At 35.0% G+C, this 24,680-nt stretch carries 22 protein-coding genes; 18 read left to right on the top strand and 4 right to left on the bottom strand.

Annotated elements, in window-relative coordinates:
• Window positions 1-10: 10 nt before the first annotated feature.
• The 13 genes from ACQ65V_RS06220 to ACQ65V_RS06160 all read left to right on the top strand — a co-directional run bounded on the left by ACQ65V_RS06220 (window position 11) and on the right by ACQ65V_RS06160 (window position 12,389).
• Window positions 11-919 carry a bifunctional riboflavin kinase/FAD synthetase gene (locus tag ACQ65V_RS06220; RefSeq protein WP_430467284.1) on the top strand — a complete coding sequence of 303 codons (909 nt, stop codon included), beginning with the start codon at window positions 11-13 and terminating at the stop codon, window positions 917-919.
• Window positions 912-2,219, top strand: coding sequence for an HTTM domain-containing protein (locus ACQ65V_RS06215; RefSeq protein ID WP_430467283.1), 1,308 nt, complete (start codon window positions 912-914; stop codon window positions 2,217-2,219). Before ACQ65V_RS06220 ends, ACQ65V_RS06215 begins: the two co-directional genes overlap by 8 nt.
• A gap of 78 nt (window positions 2,220-2,297) precedes the next feature.
• Complete coding sequence (gene serS, locus ACQ65V_RS06210; protein ID WP_430467282.1) at window positions 2,298-3,569, top strand: serine--tRNA ligase; 1,272 nt, start codon at window positions 2,298-2,300, stop codon at window positions 3,567-3,569.
• A 564-nt stretch (window positions 3,570-4,133) separates the two neighbouring features.
• Complete coding sequence (locus ACQ65V_RS06205) at window positions 4,134-5,921, top strand: tetratricopeptide repeat protein (RefSeq protein WP_430467281.1); 1,788 nt, start codon at window positions 4,134-4,136, stop codon at window positions 5,919-5,921.
• Between the two features lie 53 nt (window positions 5,922-5,974).
• A complete protein-coding gene (locus ACQ65V_RS06200) occupies window positions 5,975-6,295 on the top strand; it encodes a DUF4286 family protein (RefSeq protein ID WP_430467280.1) in 321 nt (106 codons plus the stop codon).
• 161 nt (window positions 6,296-6,456) lie between these two features.
• Window positions 6,457-7,230: a 16S rRNA (adenine(1518)-N(6)/adenine(1519)-N(6))-dimethyltransferase RsmA gene (gene rsmA / locus ACQ65V_RS06195; RefSeq protein WP_430467279.1), complete on the top strand. Its 774-nt coding sequence runs from the start codon at window positions 6,457-6,459 to the stop codon at window positions 7,228-7,230.
• A gap of 87 nt (window positions 7,231-7,317) precedes the next feature.
• Complete coding sequence (gene mgtE, locus ACQ65V_RS06190; protein WP_155088888.1) at window positions 7,318-8,706, top strand: magnesium transporter; 1,389 nt, start codon at window positions 7,318-7,320, stop codon at window positions 8,704-8,706.
• Between the two features lie 233 nt (window positions 8,707-8,939).
• Window positions 8,940-9,521, top strand: coding sequence for a hypothetical protein (locus tag ACQ65V_RS06185; RefSeq protein ID WP_430467278.1), 582 nt, complete (start codon window positions 8,940-8,942; stop codon window positions 9,519-9,521).
• 33 nt (window positions 9,522-9,554) lie between these two features.
• The gene (locus tag ACQ65V_RS06180) at window positions 9,555-9,920 is read left to right on the top strand and encodes a cupin domain-containing protein (protein WP_430467277.1); all 366 of its coding nucleotides are present in this window, start codon (window positions 9,555-9,557) and stop codon (window positions 9,918-9,920) included.
• Between the two features lie 90 nt (window positions 9,921-10,010).
• Window positions 10,011-11,006, top strand: coding sequence for a 2-hydroxyacid dehydrogenase (locus tag ACQ65V_RS06175; protein WP_430467276.1), 996 nt, complete (start codon window positions 10,011-10,013; stop codon window positions 11,004-11,006).
• Between the two features lie 28 nt (window positions 11,007-11,034).
• A complete protein-coding gene (locus ACQ65V_RS06170; RefSeq protein WP_273289237.1) occupies window positions 11,035-11,493 on the top strand; it encodes a DUF1801 domain-containing protein in 459 nt (152 codons plus the stop codon).
• Between the two features lies 1 nt (window position 11,494).
• Window positions 11,495-11,881, top strand: coding sequence for a VOC family protein (locus ACQ65V_RS06165; protein WP_155088895.1), 387 nt, complete (start codon window positions 11,495-11,497; stop codon window positions 11,879-11,881).
• Window positions 11,882-11,942: 61 nt separating this feature from the next.
• Window positions 11,943-12,389, top strand: coding sequence for an NINE protein (locus tag ACQ65V_RS06160; RefSeq protein ID WP_430467275.1), 447 nt, complete (start codon window positions 11,943-11,945; stop codon window positions 12,387-12,389).
• 48 nt (window positions 12,390-12,437) lie between these two features.
• Here the strand turns inward: ACQ65V_RS06160 and ACQ65V_RS06155 are convergent, their stop codons facing one another.
• Genes ACQ65V_RS06155 through ACQ65V_RS06145 form a run of 3 tightly spaced genes read right to left on the bottom strand, consistent with a single transcriptional unit; the run spans window position 12,438 to window position 16,022 of the window.
• Window positions 12,438-14,276 carry a lysophospholipid acyltransferase family protein gene (locus ACQ65V_RS06155; protein WP_273289239.1) on the bottom strand — a complete coding sequence of 613 codons (1,839 nt, stop codon included), beginning with the start codon at window positions 14,274-14,276 and terminating at the stop codon, window positions 12,438-12,440.
• A 19-nt stretch (window positions 14,277-14,295) separates the two neighbouring features.
• The gene (locus ACQ65V_RS06150) at window positions 14,296-15,546 is read right to left on the bottom strand and encodes an aspartate kinase (protein WP_430467274.1); all 1,251 of its coding nucleotides are present in this window, start codon (window positions 15,544-15,546) and stop codon (window positions 14,296-14,298) included.
• Entirely contained in the window at window positions 15,546-16,022 is a 477-nt protein-coding gene (locus ACQ65V_RS06145; RefSeq protein WP_430467273.1) for an N-acetyltransferase family protein, read from the bottom strand. The genes ACQ65V_RS06150 and ACQ65V_RS06145 overlap by 1 nt, the downstream gene beginning before the upstream one ends.
• Window positions 16,023-16,248: 226 nt before the next feature.
• Between ACQ65V_RS06145 and fbp the strand changes: the two genes are divergently transcribed.
• Window positions 16,249-17,262, top strand: coding sequence for a class 1 fructose-bisphosphatase (fbp, locus tag ACQ65V_RS06140; RefSeq protein WP_430467272.1), 1,014 nt, complete (start codon window positions 16,249-16,251; stop codon window positions 17,260-17,262).
• A 47-nt stretch (window positions 17,263-17,309) separates the two neighbouring features.
• On the opposite strand, the gene ACQ65V_RS06135 is transcribed toward fbp, so the two are convergent.
• Window positions 17,310-17,741 (bottom strand): TerB family tellurite resistance protein, encoded by a 432-nt coding sequence (locus ACQ65V_RS06135; RefSeq protein WP_155088907.1) that lies wholly within the window; start codon window positions 17,739-17,741, stop codon window positions 17,310-17,312.
• Between the two features lie 112 nt (window positions 17,742-17,853).
• Between ACQ65V_RS06135 and mfd the strand changes: the two genes are divergently transcribed.
• The 4 genes from mfd to ACQ65V_RS06115 all read left to right on the top strand — a co-directional run bounded on the left by mfd (window position 17,854) and on the right by ACQ65V_RS06115 (window position 24,641).
• Complete coding sequence (gene mfd / locus ACQ65V_RS06130; RefSeq protein ID WP_430467271.1) at window positions 17,854-21,285, top strand: transcription-repair coupling factor; 3,432 nt, start codon at window positions 17,854-17,856, stop codon at window positions 21,283-21,285.
• Window positions 21,278-22,141, top strand: coding sequence for a DMT family transporter (locus ACQ65V_RS06125; RefSeq protein ID WP_430467270.1), 864 nt, complete (start codon window positions 21,278-21,280; stop codon window positions 22,139-22,141). The genes mfd and ACQ65V_RS06125 overlap by 8 nt, the downstream gene beginning before the upstream one ends.
• A 46-nt stretch (window positions 22,142-22,187) precedes the next feature.
• On the top strand, window positions 22,188-23,489 hold the full coding sequence (locus tag ACQ65V_RS06120) for a TlpA family protein disulfide reductase (RefSeq protein ID WP_430467269.1): 1,302 nt from the start codon (window positions 22,188-22,190) through the stop codon (window positions 23,487-23,489).
• A 222-nt stretch (window positions 23,490-23,711) separates the two neighbouring features.
• Window positions 23,712-24,641: a glycoside hydrolase family 113 gene (locus ACQ65V_RS06115; RefSeq protein ID WP_430467268.1), complete on the top strand. Its 930-nt coding sequence runs from the start codon at window positions 23,712-23,714 to the stop codon at window positions 24,639-24,641.
• The last annotated feature ends 39 nt before the right edge of the window (window positions 24,642-24,680 follow it).

The following is a 24,680-nucleotide window of genomic DNA, read 5'->3' as shown; positions in this document are numbered from 1 at the left end:
GATTAAGCTCTTGATTGCGAATTCAGCAAAAATTGTTACTGTCGGAACCTTTGATGGTGTCCATATTGGACATCAAAAAATACTAAAACGTGTTGTAAATTTAGCTACAGCAAATGACTACACACCAGTTGTTTTAACGCTTTTCCCACATCCACGAATGGTTCTGAAAAAAAATGACAAGATTAAATTGCTCAACACAATTGATGAACGTATAGAATTATTAAAGTCATTTGACATTGAAGAGGTCGTAGTTAAAAAATTTACTGAAGAATTTGCAGATCTCTCAGCTAAAGATTACGTGAAGAATATTTTGGTCGATGAACTAAATATTAAACAAATTGTAATCGGCTATGACCATCATTTTGGAAAAAACAGAAGTGCCAATATTGACGACTTAAAAACCTATGCAAAAAAGTACAACTTTAAAGTTGAAGAGATCTCAGCTCAAGATATTGAAGATGTCACTGTAAGCTCCACTAAAATTAGAAATGCACTGGAAACTGGACAAGTAGCTATTGCAAATTCGTTTTTGGGCTATAATTATTTTATTACTGGGAATGTAATCAAAGGTAAAGGTTTAGGGCGTACACTAGATTTTCCAACAGCTAACATATTCATTAAGGAGTCTTACAAATTAATTCCATGTGACGGCGTATATGTGGTTAAATCAATGATTGCAGACTCTACTGTGTACGGCATGATGAACATTGGCACCAATCCTACTGTCGATGGTAAATCGCGTTCTATTGAGGTTCATTTTTTCAACTTCAACAAGGATATTTACAATCAAGAGTTAAGAATTGAATTCCTCAAACGTTTAAGAAGTGAACAAAAATTCGGTAACCTGGAAGCACTTAAAACGCAGTTGCATGACGATATGAACAACGCCATGGAATATATAGAAAAGCAAAATGAATAACTTCCTATTTAAACATATTGACAATTCTGGTCTTATTGTATTTAGAATTGTCTTTGGGTTTCTTTGCGCCTTAGAAGCCATTGGTGCTGTGTTCACAGGTTGGATTAGACGTACGCTTATTGAACCTGAATTTACCTTTTCGTTCATCGGCTTTGAATGGCTGCAACCTTTACCAGGTAATTGGATGTATGTTTATTATATAGTTATGGGCCTATTCGGTTTGCTCATAATGGTTGGCTACAAATACCGCTTTAGCATGTTTATGTTCGCTACGATGTGGACGGCCACCTACCTGATGCAGAAGTCATCATACAACAACCATTACTACTTGTTATTTATCCTCAGTTATTTAATGGTGTTTTTGCCTGCCAATCGCTATGCCTCTCTGGACGTAAAATTGAATCCATCGTTAAAACGATTATCCATGCCCAGTTGGTGTAAGTGGGTTTTTATCATACAGTTATTTATACTTTATACGTATGCTTCTATTGCAAAATTATATCCGGATTGGCTGGATGCTTCTGTACCTGCACTACTGATGAAAAGCAAGGCCGATTACCCTTTAATTGGTGATTTATTACAGCAAAGCTGGGTTCATTACGGCATCGCTTACGGTGGCATTTTGTTTGATGGATTAATTATTCCGTTATTGCTCTTTAAACCTACAAGAAAGTATGCTTTTTTTGCTTCTATATTCTTTCATCTGTTTAACTCCATAGTGTTTCAAATTGGTATTTTCCCGTATTTATCTTTAGCCTTTAGTCTGTTCTTTTTTGAACCTAAAACTATTAGGGATATATTCTTGAAAAAGAAACCTTATTATAATTCCGACGAAGTGATTGTGCCAAAGTACGGCAATATTTTGGTTTGGTTTTTTTCAATTTACTTTTTAATTCATATTGCGCTTCCACTTCGCCATCATTTTTTTAAGGATGATGTGTTATGGACAGAAGAAGGGCATCGTCTGTCTTGGAGAATGATGCTAAGGGCAAAGAGTGGCTCCACAAAGTATAGGGTTATTGATGAAGCAACTAATCAACAAATCCCTATAAAATTAGATGATTATCTTACCAAAAAACAACAACGTGGTGCAATTGCAAAACCTGACATTATTTGGCAATTTGCTCAACGTTTAAAAGAAGATTTTGCCAAAAAAGGGAAATCGGTTAAGGTATATGTAAGGTCTTACGTTAGCGTAAATGGTAAACCTGCAAAACAACTTATAGATCCAAAAGTTGACCTCGCCAGCGAAGAATGGCATCATTTTAAACATCACGACTGGATATTGCCTTCAAAATAGTTTTTATCCGCTTAAAATCTTATTACTTTTGTGGCTTGTTTTTCTTGCGCTAATTGGCGTAAATTCAAATTTAGAACTATGTTACAAGTTGCCTTTATTAGAGAACATAAAGAAGATATCATAAAACGTTTAGCCAAACGAAATATTGATGCTACTCAAATGGTCAATGACGCTATTACTTTAGATGAAGAACGCAGAGCACTTCAAACTAAATTAGATAATGTAAAAGCAGAATCTAACACGTTATCAAAGGAAATAGGCAATTTGTTTAAGTCTGGTGAAGCACAAAAAGCAAATCTTTTAAAAGAGAAGACAACCCAACTCAAGGAAACAACAAAAACCTTAGAGCAAGAACTCAATGATAAAGCAGATGCGCTTTCTCAGCTGTTGTATCTTATACCTAATGTGCCAAATGACACAGTGCCAGCTGGTAACACAGACGAAGATAATGAGGAAACGTTTAGAGAAGGAGATGTGCCAACACTATATGAAGGTGCTTTACCGCATTGGGAACTCGCCAAAAAATACGACATCATAGATTTTGAATTAGGTAACAAAATCACAGGTGCTGGCTTTCCAGTTTATAAAGGAAAAGGAGCAAAGTTACAACGTGCCCTTATTACTTATTTCTTAGATAAAAATACTGAAGCTGGTTATACAGAAATTCAAGTACCTCATTTAGTAAATGAAGCATCTGGCTTTGGTACTGGTCAGTTGCCAGACAAAGAAGGACAAATGTATCATGTCACGGCAGATAATCTGTATTTAATCCCAACGGCCGAAGTTCCTGCAACTAATATTTTTAGGGATACCATCTTAAACGAAAGTGATTTGCCAAAAAGTATTACAGGTTACACACCGTGTTTTAGACGAGAAGCTGGTAGTTACGGAGCGCATGTTAGAGGATTGAATCGTTTACACCAATTTGATAAGGTAGAAATATTGAGAGTTGAGCATCCAGATAATTCCTATAGCGCTTTGGATGGCATGGTAGAACATGTAAAGGGTATTTTAAGAGAATTAAAGCTACCATACCGAATCTTAAGACTATGTGGTGGCGATTTAGGATTCACTTCTGCATTAACCTATGACTTTGAAGTGTTTTCAACTGCACAAGACAGATGGTTAGAGATTTCTTCGGTCTCAAATTTTGAAACTTTCCAAGCCAATCGCTTAAAATTACGTTTTAAAAACAGCGAAGGTAAAAATGAACTTTGCCATACACTTAACGGAAGTTCGTTGGCTCTACCAAGAGTATTAGCCGGAATTCTAGAAAATTACCAAACCAAAGACGGTATTAAAATCCCCGAAGTTTTAGTCCCATATACTGGTTTTGACATGATTTCCTAATTACTGAAACTTAAGGGATTCTGACTGAATTGTTAAAAAAAAGTGCTTTTTATCGAATTTTAGTGTATTTCTTCGTTTATTTTAATTATTTTCGGCTATGTTAGCATTCCAAATCGACACATAACCTAATTATGAAAAACATTAAACGCATTGTATTACTCGTTGCATTAGTGGTTATGGTAAGCAAAGTTTTGTTTTAACTATAATTAGTAACAATATTAAAAATAGTAAAACACCTAGACAAAGTAATTGAATCATATTTATAACGAATAATGGTTAATAGCACATTTATTTTGCTGGTCAAAATGCCTAAACGAACGTTTAGGCATTTTTTTATAAACTGATTTAACTAAGATTTCACAATATCTAAAATCCGCATTAGTTATATTTACAAAAACTATCCGTGGTGCATTTTGAAGACAACTCTTTAAATAATATAGGTGAAATTTTTGCTTTTTTGCCTCAATCCTAAAGGATGAACCAAAAATTTCATCAATATACCCTTTAGGGATAGGGAAAATTGATGAAAATGCGCAAAATGCACAACGGATAAAAACTGCTTCAATGCAAAAGATTTTTTTATTTATAGTATTCCTTTTCGTGCTCAATTTTGGTTTTGGTCAAAATAGTGAGGTGCTTGCTGACAGCTATTATAAAAAAGGTGAGTTTAAAAAAGCACTTGTCATCTACCAGAATCTTAATAAAGAAAAGCCCTATAGCTACAAATATGTCTATAAACTTGTTGAAACACATCAGCAGTTAGAGCAATTTGAGGAAGCCGAAAATATACTTGTACAGCGTTTAGCCAAGCGACGAAATCCAACTCTAATTGTAGAATTAGGTTATAATTACCAACTACAGGATAGTTTAGCCAGAGCAAAAAAATTATATAATGAAGCCATTGCTTTTGTTGACGAAAACCCGAATTACATCTATAGCATTGCAAAAAAATTCGAAGATCATTCGCTTTTAGATGAAGCCATACAAGTGTATGACCGAAGCAAATTATTAACTCCGGATAAAAACTACAGCATTCAATTAGCACGCATTTATGGTGACCAAGGTAAGATTGAAAAAATGTTCGAAAACTACATCGATTATGTTGCCTATAGACCCAATTACCTCAACAACATTAAGCGAGCCGTTAGCGATTTTATATCCGAAAATAAGGATAACGAAAACAATATTTATCTAAGACGGCTGTTGTTAAAGAAAATTCAGCAAGAGCCGAGCCCATATTGGTACGATTTATTAAGCTGGCTCTATGTCCAGGAAAAAGCCTATAATAAATCCTTTATTCAAGAAAAAGCGCTTTACAAACGTAATCCAGAAAGTTTAGATCGTATCATAGAACTTGCTGTTACGGCACTAAATGACAATGACGACGAAACCTCTAAAGATATTTATAATTTCATTTTAGAAACCACGCAAGATGCCAGTACAGCGTTGACGGCACATCAATATATTTTAGAAATTGATACCAAAAATGCAACCACTGAAAAAGAACTTGAGCGCATCGACGAAGCTTTCAATACCTTGTTTGAAGACTACGGGAAATCTGAACTGACTTTACCTTTACAGCTCGCTTATGGTGAATTTTTAGCGTTTCATCAAAAAGATACAGAAAGTGCAACAGCCTTTTTGCGCCAAAGTTTAAAGTTGAATATTTCCGAATTCCAGGAAGCGAAAGTAAAATTACTGTTGGCTGATATTTTGGTGCTACAAGAACGCTTTAATGAAGCCTTAATTTTCTATTCTCAAATTCAACTGAGTTTAAAGAACAGTACCATTTCGCAAGAAGCACGATTCAAAGTTGCAAAAACAAGTTATTATAAAGGCGATTTTGATTGGGCAGAATCACAACTTAAGATTTTGAAATCTTCAACCTCACAATTGATTGCCAATGATGCGCTGGATTTAAAACTTCTGATTTCTGATAATAAGTTTGAAGACAGCTTACAAACCGCATTAAAACATTATGCCAAAGCAGATTTGTATGCCTTTCAGAATAAAACAGATGAGGCTGTTTCGCTATTGGATAAAATCCTAGAAGAACACGAAGGCGAAAGTATCATTGACCAAACCTTGTTTAAACAAGCCAAACTCTTTGAAAAGAAAAAGCAATACAACAAAGCCGAAGCGAATTATCTTCTCATAATTAAAGACTGGAAAGAAGACATATTAGCGGACGATGCACATTACTATTTAGCCGAACTTTATAACACCCATTTGGCAAAACCCGAAGAGGCCAAACAACTTTACGAAAAAATCATCTTTGAATTTGAGGACAGTATCTACTTTATTGAAGCGCGAAAGAAGTTTAGGATGCTTAGAGGTGATACAATAAACTAAATCTCAAAAACTAAATTCCAATAGCACTATTTGGAATTTGAAAATTAGAAATTATGATAATTTACAACGTCACAGTAAACATAGATAAAAGCATTAAAAATGAATGGCTAGAGTGGATAAAAGAACATATTCCACAAGTATTGGCTACAGGTAAATTTAAAGAGGCTAAGCTCACCAAGGTTTTGGTTGAAGATGATGAAGCGGATACCTATTCCATTCAATACAGAGCGCACAGTAGAGAAGCTTTAGAAGATTATTATGCCAATGATGCCGAAGGACTCAGAAAAGCAGGCTTAGAAAAATTTGCAGATAAAATGTTAGCCTTTAGAACAGAACTGGAAGTTATTGATGAGTATTCTGTAGATTTTAATTAAACCATGCACACAAAGACGCTAAGGCGCAAAGTTCGTCCAAGTCACTCTTTTGTGAATTAAAAACAGATCTCAGCAAATCTCTGTATAGCTCTACGTATCTTTGTAGAAATAGATCAAAACACCGCTTTGCGCCTCTGCGACTTTGCGAGAACCCATAACTTATGTCAGTAAAAGCAAAAAAACATCTAGGTCAACATTTTCTAAAAGACGAAAACATTGCCCAAAAAATAGCCGACACCTTATCCTTAGATGGCTATAATGATGTCTTGGAAATTGGCCCAGGTATGGGAGTACTGACTAAATATTTGCTCAAAAAAGACATCACCACACACGTCATAGAAATCGATACAGAATCCGTTGAGTATCTAAAAAATAACTACCTCAACCTTTCTAACAGAATCTATGAAAAGGATTTTTTAAAATACGACTTAACCCAAATTTTTAAGGATCAACCCTTCGCTATCATTGGTAATTTTCCATATAATATATCCTCGCAGATTGTATTTAAGACTTTGGAGATGCGAGATCAAATTCCGGAATTTTCCGGGATGTTTCAAAAGGAAGTCGCACTGCGAATTTGCTCTAAAGAAGGGTCTAAAGTTTATGGCATTCTTTCCGTATTGACCCAAGCTTTTTATGATGCTGAGTATTTGTTTACCGTGCCACCAAGTGTTTTTAATCCTCCACCAAAAGTAGATTCAGGCGTATTACTTCTAAAGCGAAAAGAGAATTATAAGTTGCCTTGTGACGAGAAACTATTTTTCAGGGTAGTGAAAATCGGATTCCAACAACGCCGAAAAACATTGCGCAACAGTTTAAAAAGCTTCAATCTTTCCGATAATTTAAAAGCAAATACTATCTTTGGGCAGCGACCAGAGCAATTAAGTGTTTCACAGTTTATTGAGCTGACGTCGCTTATAGAAAATGACATCTAGTAATGTATCGTCATTGCGAACGTAGTGCGGCAATCTGTTAAATAGAATACTTAACTTAATGAGATTACCACGTCCTTCGTTCTCTTAATGACAAAAAACCATCATGTGGAAGACATCCAAGACAACATACAGTTTCAGCTTACTGATGAGCTCATAGAAAAAGTAGAAATTCTTATCGAAGACGAAAACGATAAAGAGATAAAACTATTTTTAAATGAATATCACTACGCAGATATAGCAGAGATTTTAGATGAGCTAGATGTTGAAGATGCCGTATATATTATAAAACTGTTAGACTCAGGGTTGACTTCAGATATTTTAATGGAACTCGATGAGGACAATCGAGAAAATATCTTAAAACACCTATCTGCCAAAGAAATTGCTGAAGAAATTGAGGAATTAGACACGGATGATGCTGCAGATATCATTGCAGAACTGCCTGAAGATCGTAAAGATGATGTCATTTCAAAAATTGAAGACCAGGAGCATAAAGCCGAAATTGAAGAGCTATTAGCTTATGATGAAGATACTGCTGGTGGATTAATGGCAAAAGAACTTGTTAAGGTTTATGAAACATGGACGGTTGCTGGTTGTTTGCGTCGTATAAGAGGACAGGCCAAAGATGTCACTCGTGTGCATTCTATCTATGTAGTTGATAAAGCTGAAAAACTGATTGGCCGTCTATCGCTAAAAGATTTGATCGTTGCCAAAAGCGAACAGAAAATTGCTGAAATCGCTAAAGAGAATGTAGATTGGGTAAACGTTAACGACGATGCAGAAGATGTTGCAAGAGTAATGGCGAAATACGATTTAGAGGCCATCCCAGTTGTTGATGATAACCAGACCTTATTGGGAAGAATCACCATCGATGATATTGTAGATGTCCTTAAGGAAGAAGCCGATAAGGATTACCAATTAGCGGCAGGTATTACCCAAGGTGTAGAAGCGGACGACAGCATCCTTCAGTTGACAAGAGCACGTTTACCTTGGTTGTTTTTAGGACTAGTTGGTGGAGTTGGTGCCTTTTTAATTATGGAAGGTTTTCAGGATGCATTTAATAAGTATGCTGTTTTATTCTTCTTTACACCTTTAATTGCTGCGATGGCTGGTAATGTAGGAGTACAATCAAGCGCTATTATCGTACAAGGTTTAGCAAATGACGATGTTAAAGGCAGCGTTAATAGTAGATTAATAAAAGAGATGTTATTAGCGGCATTAAACGGAACCATTTTAGCCTTATTCTTGTTTTTATTTGTTTGGGCAACCAAAGGAGATTTTAGTACAGCTCTTGCTATTTCCGTATCATTGATTGCCGTCATCATTGTAGCAGGTTTAATTGGCACATTCGTACCTTTATTTTTAGACAAAAGAGGCATTGATCCTGCCATTGCTACAGGTCCCTTTATAACAACAAGTAATGATATCTTCGGGATATTGATTTACTTCTGGATTGCTAAAATGATTTTGGGAATATAGGTTTTGGGCGTTACCCTTAATACCTACAAGGTTTTTAAAACCTTGCGGGAAACGGGTCGGGCTTTCCGTTGCAATCTTTTGCGAAAAGCAAAAGGATTTTCACTGTAATCCCTAACGCGAAAACGAGAACATTTAATCTTTCACATTAAGTTTGTCATGCTGAACTTGTTTCAGCATCTCATTATTAATACTTTTATGAATATGAAAGCTATAAACATTAAAGACAAGCATCTGTGGAAAGTTTAAAAAACATATCTGGCTTAAAATTTTCACTTCTATTAATACTTTTTATTATTTTGACTTCCTGTGAGACTAGAACAGAAAAATCACAGTTTGAGAACATAATAATTGATAAAAATCTAAGTAGTAACCTTTTTGATTCACAAGAATTTATTCTTAATCCGTTAACTTTAAAAACAGAGCATGTATACGATAATGTACCTGATTCTACCATGTATGTTGTAAAATCAAACGCTATTGTAAATAAAGACAGTTCTAGATTGATGAGATTTGCAGAGCTTAAGCAATTAGATTCTGACACTCTCAAGCTAAGAATACATGAAACTAATCCGATGTACAGTCAAAATTTTATAATTACAATAAATGGTGATAAATTTAATACTGAATTTAACTATAATGCTTCAGGACCTCCAATAAAACCAAAAATAAAACGACTTAAACAGAAGCTTATCATTAAATCAGTCCCAACACAATTAGGTGATACAATTTACGGTAGATTCTATTTTAAAGGTGTTTGTGAATCTGGCTGTAAAGGCAATATAGAAATTGAAGGAGATTTTAAAGTTGAACTTTAATTAATAAGATACCTGCTTTCGCAGGCATAAATTATGAAACCAATAAACATTAAAGAGAAGCACGCGTTGTTTTCAAAGCAATGGCATCCACATCGTATTGCAACTGTAGATGATATGCAAGTGATTCTGGCAAAAATCAAAGGTGAATTTGTATGGCATAGCCATGATGAGGAAGATGAATTATTTCAAGTGATCAAAGGAACCCTATATATGCAGTTCCGTGACCGTACAGAGGTCGTTAAAGAAAGCGAGATCATTGTAGTTCCAAAAGGTGTTGAACATAATCCGTCAACGAAAGATGGCGAAGAAGTACACCTTTTGCTGTTTGAAAAATTGAACACAGCGCATACTGGCAATGTAAAAGATGAAATGACGCAAACTGAATATCCCGAAATTTAATACTAATGATTTGACATACTGATTGTTTCAGCACCTCATTTTAAATTGATAACATACAAAAGATTCTGAAACAAGTTCAGAATGACACCTATGAAGATTCTCCACTTAGATACCAACCATCCCTTACTCATAAATCAACTCAACGATTTAAGCTTCACCAATCACGAAGATTACACCTCTTCTAAAACTGAAGTTGAAGCAAAAATCTCTGATTACGATGGTATCGTTATCCGCAGTCGTTTCAAAATTGATAAGCAATTTTTAGACGCAGCAAAAAACCTAAAATTTATTGGTCGTGTTGGTGCAGGATTGGAAAACATAGATTGCGATTATGCAGAGCAGAAAGGAGTCTATCTTATCTCAGCTCCAGAAGGCAACAGAAATGCCGTTGGTGAACATGCTTTAGGAATGTTGCTTTCACTTTTCAATAAGCTCAATAAAGCAGACCAAGAAGTTAGACAAGGCAAATGGAAAAGAGAAGCCAATCGTGGATTGGAACTCGATGGTAAAACCGTTGGACTCATCGGCTACGGGAATATGGGAAAAGCTTTCGCTAAAAAACTAAGAGGGTTTGATGTAGAGGTACTTTGTTATGATATTAAAGACAACGTTGGAGATGAAAATTGTAAACAAGTCTCGTTAGAAGAGCTTCAAGAAAAAGCTGATGTGCTAAGTCTTCATACACCACAAACACCATTGACTTCAAATATGGTGAATTCTGAATTCATCAATAGCTTCAAAAAACCGTTTTGGCTGATTAACACTGCGCGTGGCAAAAGTGTAATCACCGAAGATTTAGTAAGTGCATTAGATACTGGTAAAATTTTAGGAGCTGGACTTGATGTTTTAGAATATGAAAAGTCATCATTCGAAAATTTATTTAAAACAGCCGAACCAAGATTCAGGTGGATGCGAAAAAGAAAAAAGACTGGGTTGCTGAGCGCAGTCGAAGCACCAGAAGCCTTTCAATATTTAATTAACGCAGATAATGTGTTGTTAACACCTCATGTTGCAGGTTGGACCGTTGAAAGCAACATAAAATTGGCTCAAACCATTGTAGATAAGATAAAAGTAAAATTTTGTTAACTTAGATACCTACTAAATCAATCATACTATGCAATACGACGCAACATCACCAGAAGACTATATAAGCCAAGTACCTGAAGAAAGACAAGAGACTTTAAAAAAATTACGCAAAGTCATCAATGATAATCTACCTAAAGATTTTGAAGAAGGCATGATCTACAAAATGATTGGTTATTATGTGCCACATTCTGTATATCCAGATGGTTATCATTGCAGCCCAGAGGTACCACTACCATTTATGAGTTTTGCATCTCAAAAAAACTCAGTGAATTTATATCATAGTGGTATTTATGCCAAACCCGAGTTACATGATTGGTTTGTCAACGAATATCCAAAACATTGTAAACGCAAATTAGATATGGGCAAGAGCTGTATTAGATTCAAAAAAATGGATGAAATTCCTTTTGAGCTTATAGGCGAACTTACCAGAAAAATGACTTGTGAGGAGTGGATAGATATTTATGAAACCGCTTTAAAGAAAAAATAAGATGAAAAAGAGAGTAACAGGAATTGGAGGTCTATTCTTTAAAACCAAAGACCCAAAAGCCTCAAAAGATTGGTATAAAAAACACTTGGGTTTTAATACAGATGATTATGGCTGTACCTTTTGGTGGAAAGACAAGGAAGGAAACGATTGTTCTACACAATGGAGTCCATTTGCCGAAGACACCAAGTATTATGAGCCATCTAAGAAAGACTTTATGTTTAACTACAGAGTTGAAAATCTTGAAGAACTTTTAAAGGTACTGAAAGAAGAAGGTGTTACTATAGTTGGTGAAATGGAAGAATACGATTATGGTAAATTTGGTTGGATAATGGATAATGATGGCAACAAAATTGAACTGTGGGAACCTATTGATGCCGCTTTTCAATAATTGCATCCGTTTTTTTATTAATTTTAGCGAAGACTATTAATCATTAAAACCATTTAAAATTATGTCAGACGATAATAAAGATTTGGGTGACGATCTTAACGATATGTTAGACGACGCCAAGGACGGTGCTAAAAAAACAGGAGATAAAATTAGCCAAAAGGCAAAAGAATTTTCTAACGAGGCTAAAGAAAGTGCGCAAGAGTTTTCGGATGGAGCAAAAGAGGTGTTCGAGAAATCAACTGGTGAAAACAAAAAAGTGTTAGCTGGTGTACTTGCAATTATTTTTGGATGCCTTGGAATACATAAGTTCATTTTAGGTTACAACAAAGAAGGTGGTATTATGCTAGGGATTACATTGGTTGGCATAATTCTATCTTGTGTTGGTGTTGGAGTTTTTGTTGTCTGGATTATGAGTATAATCGGACTTATAGAAGGAATTATTTATCTCACCAAATCTGATGCAGAATTTTACAACACCTATCAAATCGGTAAAAAACCTTGGTTCTAATCTATAAAAAACATAGACAGATAACCTAGAACGAGAGTTCTGGGTTTTTTATTTGTCATCATCTCCGTTACCGTTCATAAACTTGCGTTCCAACTCAGCCTGAAATTCTTCCATCACAGGTCTAACTGTACTTTCTGGTAAGTCAGCAATTTTTATATACATTAAACCATCTACCGCATTATTAAATAACGGGTCTACATTAAACGCTACAAGTTTGGCATTCTGTTTAATATACTTCTTAAGCAGAACAGGCAATCTCAGTGCTCCAGGTTCTACCTCGTCAATCAGTTTGTCGAGTTTGTTTAAATCGGCTTCGGCTTCATCAAAAACAAATTCCTTATCGGCGTCTTTTAACTTTACCTTAAATTCTTTTTTAGGATGTACATACTGTGCCACATAAGGGTCATAGTAATGCGATTTCATAAACTCAATCATCAAGCTTTTTGAGAAGTTTGAAAATTGATTGCTGATACTCACGCCACCAATTAAATATTTGTGCTCTGGATAACGCAATGTGGTGTGTACAATACCTTTCCAAAGTAAAAATAATGGCATTGGTTTTTGTTGGTATTCCTTTATGATAAATGCACGTCCCATTTCTATGGATTGGCTCATCATTTTGTAAAGTTCTGGTTCAAAACGGAACAAATCCTGTAAGTAGAAACCGTCTATACCAAAACGTTCAAAAATATGTGATCCCAAGCCCATTCTATAGGCACCAGCAACTACATTTTTTTCGTTATCCCATAAAAACATATGATGATAATACGTATCAAAGGTATCTAAATCAGTAGCTTCATTAGTGCCTTCTCCAACTTCCCTAAAAGTGATTTCACGCAACCTTCCCAGTTCTCTCAATATATTAGGCATCTCTTTAGCTTCGGCTAAAAACACCTCATAATTTTTACTTACCAAAAGTCTACAATCCTTTTCTCTAAGGTTTTCTACTTCAGAGACCATAATTTCTGTCGCTATCGGAGTAACGATACGTTTTGGTGGTTTGTGTACTTTTAACTGAGCCTGTATATTATCTAATATCTTTGGCTTGTCCTCAAAAGTTTTTGAGAGCATATAGGTTTTTCGTCTTAAAAAATCTGAAAAATCCGTTAGTGTTTCATGTTCTTTTTGATCATTCACAGAAATTGGTCGCCCTATCCTAACTTTTATCGTTCTACGCTTTTGAGTTAAGAGTTCTGAAGGTAATTTCGCTGTTCTTAACGTATCACTGATTTTAGACAATCGGTAAAACAATCGACTGTTCTTAGCATGGAAATAAATAGGCACCACAGGCACTTCTGCCTTTTTAATCAGTTTCATAGCAGCCTCTTCCCAAGGTCTGTCCACTACTAATTTTCCGTCTCTATAGGTTGACACTTCACCTGCCGGAAATACACCCAAAGGATGTCCTTCCCTTAAATGCATTATAGCGTTTTTAAATCCTGAAATGCTGCTCTTTACATCCTTTCGGTCTTCAAAAGGATTTACTGGCATTATATATGGTTTCAAGGGTTCTATACGGTGTAATAGAAAATTGGCGATGATCTTAAAATCATTGCGTTGCTCTAGCATCAACTTTAAAAGCAAAATACCATCGATACCACCTAGTGGATGGTTAGAAATGGTAATGTAAGATCCATCTTTAGGAAGTCGTTTTAGGTCTTCTTCAGGAATTTCGAACTTAATCTGAAATTCATCTAAAATACCATCTAAAAATTCGAGTTCGCTAAGATGTTTGTTTCGGTTATAGATTCTGTTTAATGTAGAAATTTTGAGAACTTTCATCATTATCCATCCGAAAAAAGTACCCAAGAAACCGTACTTATCTGCATGAATAGCTTTGGCAACTTCTTTGGCAGTAACTAATCCTGTATCAGATGATTTCCCCATGTAACAAATGTAGTAAATGTTATTTAGTAACGATTTGCACCGTTTCTTTTGTTAACTGCTTCAACAATACGGTTTTATCTTTTTCCATTTCTTTTATTGAAGAATCACTATAGTGTCTAATAGTGTAAAGACTCACATTTTCGTGAGATGTTACTTTGAATTTGGCTTTTAAATGCTGCAATAATTTTTCGAGATTATCGTAAATATTGTCTATACAAACTGAAAAACTAATGGCTGAATTCTGAATCACATCTACCTTCATTTTATACAAGTGCAACAGGCTAAAAATCTCACTTATGTTTTCTTCAACGATGTATGAAAAATCCAAAGATGACAACGAAATTAAAATCTGGTTTTTCTTAACTATAAAACAAGGGATTTCGGGTTCAATAGCTTTTCCCTTACTAACGCATGTACCATTTTCTTTAGGATTTAAAAACGATTTTACATACAACGGAATTTCCTTGCGCTGTAAAGGCTGAAGTGTTTTTGGGTGTATCACCGAAGCTCCATAAAATGCCAGCTCGATAGCTTCCCTATATGAAATCTGATGTAATAACTGAGCATTTTCAAAATATCGTGGATCGGCATTTAACACACCTGGCACGTCTTTCCAAATGGTTACGCTGTTGGCATTTAAACAGTAAGCGAAAATTGCCGCTGTGTAATCACTACCCTCTCTGCCTAGCGTTGTGGTAAAGTTATTCGCATCACTACCTAAGAATCCCTGAGTGATATTTAGAATTGACTTATTAAAGTTTGAAGAAATTTGTTCTTGGGTCTGCTCCCAGTCTACATTTGCCCTTCTGTAATAATTATCGGTTTTAATATATTCTCTTACGTCTAACCAATTATTTTTTAGGCCAACTTCATTCAAATAGTGGCTTATTATTGTTGTAGAAATTAATTCGCCAAAACCAATGGTTTGATCATAAACATAATTATAATCCGGTGACTTGTTGCTTTTAAAAAACATGGTCAGTTCATCAAAAAAAGCTTTAACGTCCGCAAAGACTTGGTGTCTTTCATTAGCAAACAGATCCAACAGAATTTCATTATGAAACTTTATAACATCATGGAGAGAGCTCTGTAATTCGTCTTTATTTTCAAAATAGTTTTTAATCACTACTTCGATTGCATTGGTGGTTTTGCCCATTGCCGACACTACAACCAAGGTTTTATCGTGACCTGTTGTCTTTAATACCGAGACTAAGTTTTTAACACCTTTGGCATCTTTTACCGAAGCACCACCAAATTTAAAAACACGCATTATATTTTGTTTAAATAGTTTTCAATTCCTTTCTCATTGAGTTGTACCACATCCCAATCTCTCATTACGTTTGCACCTTTTTTTTCGTAGAATTTTATGGCAGGTTCATTCCAGTCCAAAACTTCCCAGTTTATTCGTTTTACACCTAAATCTTTTCCGTATTTAACGACTTGGTCCAAAAGTTTAGTTCCTAAATTTTTACCTCTTTGCGATTGGCTTACTATTAAATCTTCAAGATGTAAAACCTCACCTTTCCATGTAGAATATCTCATATACACCAGCGCCATGCCTTCAACCTTGCCATCAACTTCTACTACGAAGCAAGTGAATTTAGGATGCTCACCAAATCCATCAGACTCTAACATATCAACTGTTACCTCAACGGCATCGGGTTCTTTTTCGTAAACAGCCAATTCTTTTATGAGTTCTAAAACCCTTGGCATATCTTGCTTAGTGGCTAATCTTAGTTGGTTCATTTTTGGTTTTAAAAAAAGGAATTCAAATATAACCTAAAACTCGCTTTACTTTATAATTAATCTTTATCATAATTGAGATTGAAACCTATGGAGTATTACTTATAATAGCAGTAACCTCTTAAAATATTTATAGTTGAGCTTTATCTAATTTCGTTTACATTTTACGAAAACGTTGTAGTTTGCTAAAAAATGCGATATTTGTCCCATCTAATCAATAAAATGCTTCATGGCCAATTCCAAATTAAACCAAACCTTAGGTGAATTTATCATAGAAAATCAAGCGTCTTTTAAATATACCTCTGGTGAACTTTCTAGATTAATAAATTCCATTCGTTTAGCTGCAAAAGTCGTCAACCACGAAGTAAACAAAGCTGGCTTGGTAGATATCATTGGAAATGCAGGTGATACCAATATACAAGGCGAGGACCAACAAAAATTAGACGTTTACGCCAATGATAAGTTTATACAGACGATGACCAAACGAAACATTGTTTGTGGTATTGCCAGTGAAGAAGAAGATGATTTTATTGCAATTAACAGCCAGGATGAGAACAACCAGAACAAATATGTGGTGTTGATTGATCCCTTGGATGGATCTTCTAATATCGACGTAAATGTTTCCGTCGGCACTATTTTTTCAATTTTCAGACGTGTAACACCTGTTGGAACGCCTGTAACCATTGACGATTTTTTACAAAAAGGAAATCAGCAAGTTGCTGCAGGTTATGTGGTTTATGGAACATCGACAATGTTGGTTTATACAACAGGCCATGGTGTTAACGGCTTTACTTTAAACCCAGCCATAGGAACATTTTATTTATCTCATCCTGATATGGAATTCCCTGAAGATGGCAGAATCTATTCCGTTAATGAAGGGAATTATATTCATTTTCCTAAAGGCATTAAAGATTATATAAAATACTGCCAAATGGAAGAAGGTGACAGACCATACACCTCACGTTACATAGGATCGTTAGTGTCTGATTTTCACAGAAATATGATTAAAGGAGGCATATACATGTATCCTAAAAGTTCATTGAATGCTAAAGGAAAATTGAGATTGCTCTATGAGTGTAATCCTATGGCATTCTTAGCTGAACAAGCCAATGGTAAAGCCAGTGATGGCTTTACACGTATTATGGACATTGAACCAACTGAGCTTCATGAGCGTGTACCTTTTATCTGTGGTAGTAAAAACATGGTGGGAAAAGCTGAAGAATTTATGCGCAATGCTGAATAAAAAAAGCGAACATCTCTGTTCGCTTTATTTTTTATTGAAATATTACATTACTCATTCATGGATTTGATACCATCTATAAATGTATCCAAATCTACTTTATCGTGAGCCAATACCAATGCTTTGTCAGCGATGTATTTTACATTAGCAGAATTAAATCCTAAACCAATACATAATTTTTCCAATAACCAATGCTGGTTAGGGCCTTCAATATCATCAGCCCATACCATACGTGCTAAATCATACAGACGCTCTAAACGCACATCGTAAGACGTAGGTGGATTTATAGGATGACTTTTATAATCTTTTAATATTTGCTTGTATTCGCTCTCTGTAACATCTAAGCGCACAGCTAAACGGTCTAAAAATGCTTTTTCGGTATCTGTAATGATACCATCGCTCATTGCTACTCTAACTATTGAGGCAAAGTGGTCTTCATTACGCTTTTTAAATCCGCTATCGAATAAATCTGAAAATGACATATATATGGTTTTAAGTCTTGTTACTATTAACTAAGCAAATATAAATCTATTCATAGTTTTTACCATAAACAAAGCTTCAAAAATTTTATATTTGCACCTCAATTAAAGGAACTTGAGTAAAACACAGATTACCCAAACCTATTTACAGACTTTGCAACTGCAAAATCTGCAGACCGCTATTGCCCAAACTGACCAAAATACCCACTTAAAAGGCCTTGTTGGTTCATCATTGTCAATAGTGGTTTCCGAAGCATTTAAAACTGCTGAAAAACCTTTTCTGCTGGTCTTTGATGATAAGGAAGAAGCCGCTTACTACCTCAACGATTTAGAGCAACTCATCAATGACAAGGATGTGCTTTTTTATCCTGGGAGTTATAGAAGACCGTATCAAATTGAAGAAACCAATAATGCCAACGTGCTATTACGTGCAGAAGTTCTTAACCGAATCAATTCACGAAAAAAGCCTTGCATTATTGTGACATATCCTGATGCTTTATTCGAAAAAGTCGTCACGAAAAAAGAACTCGAAAAAAATACCCTTAAAATTTCCGTTGGGAATGAATTGAGTATCGATTTTGTGAACGAAGTCTTGTTTGAATACAAATTTAAACGTGTAGATTTTGTAACCGAACCTGGTGAGTTTTCTGTACGTGGAGGTATCATTGATGTGTTTTCATTTTCTCACGACGAACCTTACCGTATTGAATTTTTTGGTGATGAAGTGGATAGTATAAGAACTTTTGATGTTGAAACGCAGTTGTCCACGGAACGCATCAAAAAAGTCAGTATTATCCCAAACGTTGCCAATAAGCAAATTGCAGAGCAACGTGAAAGTTTTCTGAAATACATTTCCAATAAAACCGTGGTTTTTACGAAGAATTCATCATTGATATTTTCAAGAATTGATGAGTTTTTTACCAAAGCAGAAGAAGCTTTTAAAAGTCTATCATCTGAGGTCAAACATGCATCGCCAAAGGAACTGTTTTGTAATTCAAATTTATTGAAACGACAGTTTTTGGATTATAATTTGGTTGAGTTTGGTACTTCGGCTTTTTTTACAAACGTCATTGCGAACGAAGTAAAGCAATCTGTCACTAACAAAGAGATTGCCACGTCACAAAAAAGTTCCCTGTCTGCCGACAGGCAGGCTCGCAATGACAGTATAATTCAATACAACACCAAACCACAACCAGCATTCAACAAGCAATTTAATTTGTTGATTGACGACCTCAATGAAAATCACAACAAGGGCATTACCAATTACATTGCTTGCGTGAGCGAGCAACAAGCTAAGCGATTCCACGATATCTTTGATGATGTTGAGGAAGATGTTCATTACAAAACCGTAGTTCTTTCGTTGTATCAAGGTTTTATTGATGAAGAACATAAAATTGCCGTTTATACCGATCATCAAATTTTTGATCGTTATCATAAATTCCATTTAAAAAATGGCTACGCTAAGAAGCAGGCTATTACTCTAAAGGAACTCACTAATCTTGAAATTGGAGATTATGTTACACACATAGACCATGGTATTGGAAGATTTGGTGGTCTCCAAAAAATAGATGTTGAAGGCAAAAAACAAGAAGCCATAAAATTGGTTTATGGAGAGCGCGATGTGCTATATTTGAGTATTCATTCCTTACATAAAATCACGAAGTTTAATGGTAAGGATGGCAAGCCACCTAAAGTATATAAGCTAGGAAGCAAGGCTTGGAAAAACCTTAAACAAAAGACGAAGTCTCGTGTTAAGGAAATTGCATTCAATCTTATTAAACTCTATGCTAAACGAAAGCTAAAAAAAGGCTTTCAATATGCGCCAGATAGTTATATGCAACATGAGCTTGAAGCCTCTTTTGTTTATGAAGATACTCCAGATCAAATTACATCTACTGCAGATATAAAAGCCGATATGGAAAGTGAGCGACCAATGGATCGCTTGGTCTGTGGTGATGTTGGTTTCGGTAAAACCGAAGTTGCTATAAGAGCGGCCTTTAAAGCTGTGGATAACGGAAAACAAGTTGCGGTTTTGGTGCCCACGACCATTTTGGCTTATCAACACTACAGAACATTTACCGAGCGTTTAAAGGATTTTCCCGTGACGGTAGATTATGTCAATCGTTTCAGAACCGCCAAGGAAAAACGCGAAACTTTAGAAGGTCTTGAAAAAGGAAGCGTTGACATCATCATTGGCACGCATCAACTCGCAAATAAAAATGTGAAGTTTAAAGATTTAGGACTTCTGATTGTTGATGAAGAACAAAAATTTGGTGTTGCCGTAAAGGAAAAACTCAAGACCATTAAAGAAAATGTGGATGTATTGACCTTGACCGCTACTCCAATTCCGAGAACGCTACAATTTAGTTTAATGGCAGCAAGAGATTTATCCGTCATTACGACTCCGCCTCCCAATCGCTACCCAATTGAAAGTCATGTCATTCGTTTTAATGAAGAAACAATTAGAGATGCTGTTAGTTATGAAATTCAACGTGGCGGACAAGTATTTTTTATTCATAACCGAATCGAGAATATAAAGGAAGTTGCTGGAATGATTCAGCGTTTGGTGCCTGATGCAAAGATCGGTATTGGTCATGGGCAACTCGATGGTAAAAAGTTAGAACACCTAATGCTTGCCTTTATGAATGGTGAATTTGATGTGTTGGTGAGCACCACAATCGTTGAAAGCGGATTGGATGTACCAAATGCCAATACCATTTTTATCAATAACGCCAATAATTTTGGACTCAGTGATTTGCATCAAATGCGTGGTCGTGTTGGTCGTAGCAACAAAAAAGCCTTTTGTTATTTCATCACGCCAGAGTATTCTGCTATGACAAATGATGCTCGCAAACGCATCACAGCATTAGAACAATTTACCGAATTGGGTAGCGGTTTCAATATTGCGATGAAAGATTTAGAAATTAGAGGAGCAGGAGATTTATTGGGTGGTGAACAAAGTGGTTTTATCAATGATATCGGTTTTGATACGTATCAAAAAATCCTAAATGAAGCCATTGAAGAATTAAAAGAATCTGAATTTGCAGACCTATACAAAGACGATGGTAAGCCAAAACAATACGTTAAGGATATTACCATAGACACGGATTTTGAACTGTTGTTCCCAGACGATTACGTTAACAATATTACTGAACGATTAAATCTTTATACAAAACTCAACGATATTAAGTCTGAAGAAGATCTCGATAAATTTGAAAGCGATATTATTGATCGTTTTGGCGAATTGCCAACACAAGTCGAGGATTTATTTGATAGTGTGCGATTGAAATGGATAGCCACAAAAATGGGTATTGAAAAACTGGTGATGAAAAAAGGGAAGATGATTGGTTACTTTATTCAAGATCAGCAAAGTAAGTTCTATCAAAGTGATGCTTTTACCAAAGTACTACAATTTGTACAAATGAACGCAGGCACATGTAAGATGAAAGAGAAACAAACCCGAAATGGCCTGCGATTACTCATTACGTTTGAAAACATAAAATCCACTAAGCAAGCATTGGATGCACTTTCTAAAATAAATGAATGATAAGAGTCATTTAAATCATTTACTATGGCTCACCATAGCCACGATATTAATCAGTACTTCTGGTGCTTTGGGCAAATTCATAGATATGCCAACACCAGTGATAATTTGGTGGCGCTCTGCTTTAGCTGCAGTTTTTCTGTTTATATTCTGTCTTTACAAAAAAATAAACTTAAAAATATACGGTCATAAAGACCGTTGGACATTCATTCTCGCTGCTGTTTTTATGGGAGCACATTGGATTACCTATTTCTATGCTTTAAAACTGTCTAATGTTGCTATTGGGATGCTATCACTTTTTACATTTCCTGTAATTACGGCAATTTTAGAGCCATTATTTTCAAAAGTAAAATTCGACCCGATTCATATTGTTCTTGGTCTTTTAGTGCTTTTAGGCGTTTTTATTTTGGCACCTGAATTTGATTTAGAAAACACTCACTTACAAGGAGTGCTTTTTGGTTTGTTATCAGCTGTATGCTATTCAATTCGCATATTGATTCTTAAAAAACATGTAAAGCAATATAATGGTACCATGCTTATGTTTTATCAAGTAGCATTGCTGAGCATAATTCTAATTCCCACTTTATATTATATGGATACCAGCAATATCAAAACACAATACCCTTATGTTATTTTGTTGGCACTGCTAACCACAGCTATCGGTCATACGTTATTTGTAAATAGCCTTAAATATTTTAAGGCCAGTACAGCGAGTATCATTTCTAGTACGCAACCTGTCTTTGGGATTATAATTGCATTTTTTTTCTTGAATGAAATACCAACAATACATACATTTGTTGGAGGTGCTTTGATTTTAGCCACTGTAGTCATTGAAAGTATAAGGTCTAAAAACAAATAATGGCTTAATTATTGAAGAAAATAAGGAGACAAAACCCACTATTGAAATGAAAAAATTCACACTCTTACTTTTTATATTACCTCTTCTAGCATTTAGCCAAAGTGTAAAAGGCACATTTTCTCCTGCTGAAGATTTTTCTTTTGCCTATTTATACCAAGCTACACCAGAAGGTGCTAATTATATCAATAGAGGAAAATTAGATAGTATTGGTAATTTTGAAATACCTTTAGATTCTACTGTCGCACCAGGTATTTACAAGATAGTTTATGCCATTCCGCCAGAAGAAAATAACTTCGATTTTATTTACGATGGTAAGGAAACTGTTGCGTTTAACTTTAGCTATGATAATGGCGTGGAGTTTACCAAATCAGAAGAAAACAAACTCTGGAATTCCTACCTAAACAGTATGGCTATGGTCAACCAAACCATTAGTAATTTCTATTCTAAAGGCAAGACGGACAAAGAAGGGTTTAACTCAATTTTCAAGGTTGTAAAGGACACTCAATTGGCATACGAAGAATCTGCAAATGGCAAACTTGTATCTGCTTTTATTATAGCAAACAGACCGTATATCCCAAAGCAATATGAAGACATCTCTACCTATTCAAGCAACCTGAAACAACATTTTTTGAGTCAGATAGATTTCAGTAACTATTTACTGCAAAGTTCTTCGTTCTTGGTAGATCGTGTTACTGGTTATGTATTTAACCTGGTGGAAAATCCAAGTAACACTACGTATAAACAATTGGTTGATGATGTTGGCAATACCATTAGTGATGATAACTTGAAGATAAAAACCAGCCTTATCGAAATTTTATGGCAACGTTTTGTGACTCTAGAAAATCATGAATTAGCTAACTATATCAGTGATAATTATCTATTGGAATTGGCAAATAAATCTGAAAACAGAGTTTTAGCAGAAACCATTACATCTTATAAAAACACCTCAATTGGTACCAAAGCACCAAATTTTGAGATTGCTTCAACCCAAAACACTACAACTCTACACGATTTGGAAGGCTCAGACTACTACTTGCTTATTTTTTGGAGTAGTGGTTGTGGACATTGTTTAAATGAATTGCCAAAAGTAAAAGAACTTGTTGCCAATAAACCGAACTTAAAAGTTGTTGCTTTTGGGTTGGAAGAAGAACCTACCAAGTGGACAGAAGAAATAAAAAAATATCCAAACTTTACACATACCATTGGTTTAGGCAAGTGGGAAAACCCGATTGTTAAAACTTACGGTATTGCCGCGACACCAATGTACTTTTTATTAAGCAGCTCTAAGATCATAATGGCCAAACCTTATGCTTTTGAGAATTTAGAAGTGTTGCTCAAAGACCTTTAGAAATACCTAAATTTAAATGATTATCTTTCATTGTTTTATACCTAATAGATGAAAGGGAAAGGTCGTATTATTATTCTAAATATATTTTCAATTTTAATACTAATTGCTATATGTGTATTAATTTACCTGAGGACAAGTCCGTCTAAATTTGATAGTAATTCAGAATCAAAACTAAAAAACTCAATTCAGGCTTCTTTTATTAAACAAAAAGGAGCACATTTGATGGGTAGTCTAGATTCTACGAGGATACAAGTCCTAAGAAATACAAACTTCAACTATATTACTCTCGTTCCGTGGGGTTTTCAGGATAACTATAAAAGTACAAAGGTCACTCATCATAATTCCGATAGTACTAATATTAAAAGCGGTAATTTAGAATTATTAAACCGTATAAAACTTATTAAATCTAAAGGTTATAAAGTATTTATAAAACCACACGTATGGATAGATAAAACTTTGAATGGAAAATGGCGATCAGATATTTATCCGTCAAACCAAAACAATTGGGAATTATGGAAAATCAGTTATCGTGATTTTATTTTCAGATATGCCAAGATAGCCGAATTGGGCCAAGCTGATATGTTTTGTATTGGTACAGAATTTTCAAGATTAGCCGTTGAAAAACCTCTATTCTGGAAAACATTAATTAAAGATCTTAGAAAGATTTTCTCAGGAAAACTCACCTATGCAGCTAATTGGAATCAATCCTATGAACACATTACTTTTTGGCAAGATTTAGATTTTATCGGTGTGCAGGCATATTTTCCGTTAACGGATAAACTTTTCCCTTCTACTGAAGAGTTAAATCTGGGATGGGAAAAAATCATTCCTAAATTAGACAACCTAAGTCGTAAAAATGAGAGAAAGGTAATATTTACTGAGATCGGTTATAAAAGTACTTCAGATGCTGGTATTGAGCCATGGAAATGGATTGAAAACGCTATTGAAGATGGTGTGGAATACTCGAGTAAAACTCAAGCCAATTGTTATGAATCTTTTCTTAATACTATTTGGAATGAAGATTGGTTTGCCGGTGCTCATATTTGGCAACTTAGAACAGATTATAAGATTGGTGATGAAATTGATGATTTAAACTTTAATATTCAAGGAAAATCAGCAGAGAAAATATTGCATTCTTTTTTTACTCAATAAGAAAAACGCCCAGTAAAGCAAGTGCTTTAACTGAGCGTT

The sequence above is a fragment of the Winogradskyella ouciana genome (genome assembly GCF_965284585.1).
Classification (GTDB): Bacteria; Bacteroidota; Bacteroidia; order Flavobacteriales; family Flavobacteriaceae; genus Winogradskyella; species Winogradskyella ouciana.
The sequence above is the reverse complement of the archived record's forward strand: the minus strand, read 5'-3'. Positions and strand labels throughout refer to the sequence as shown.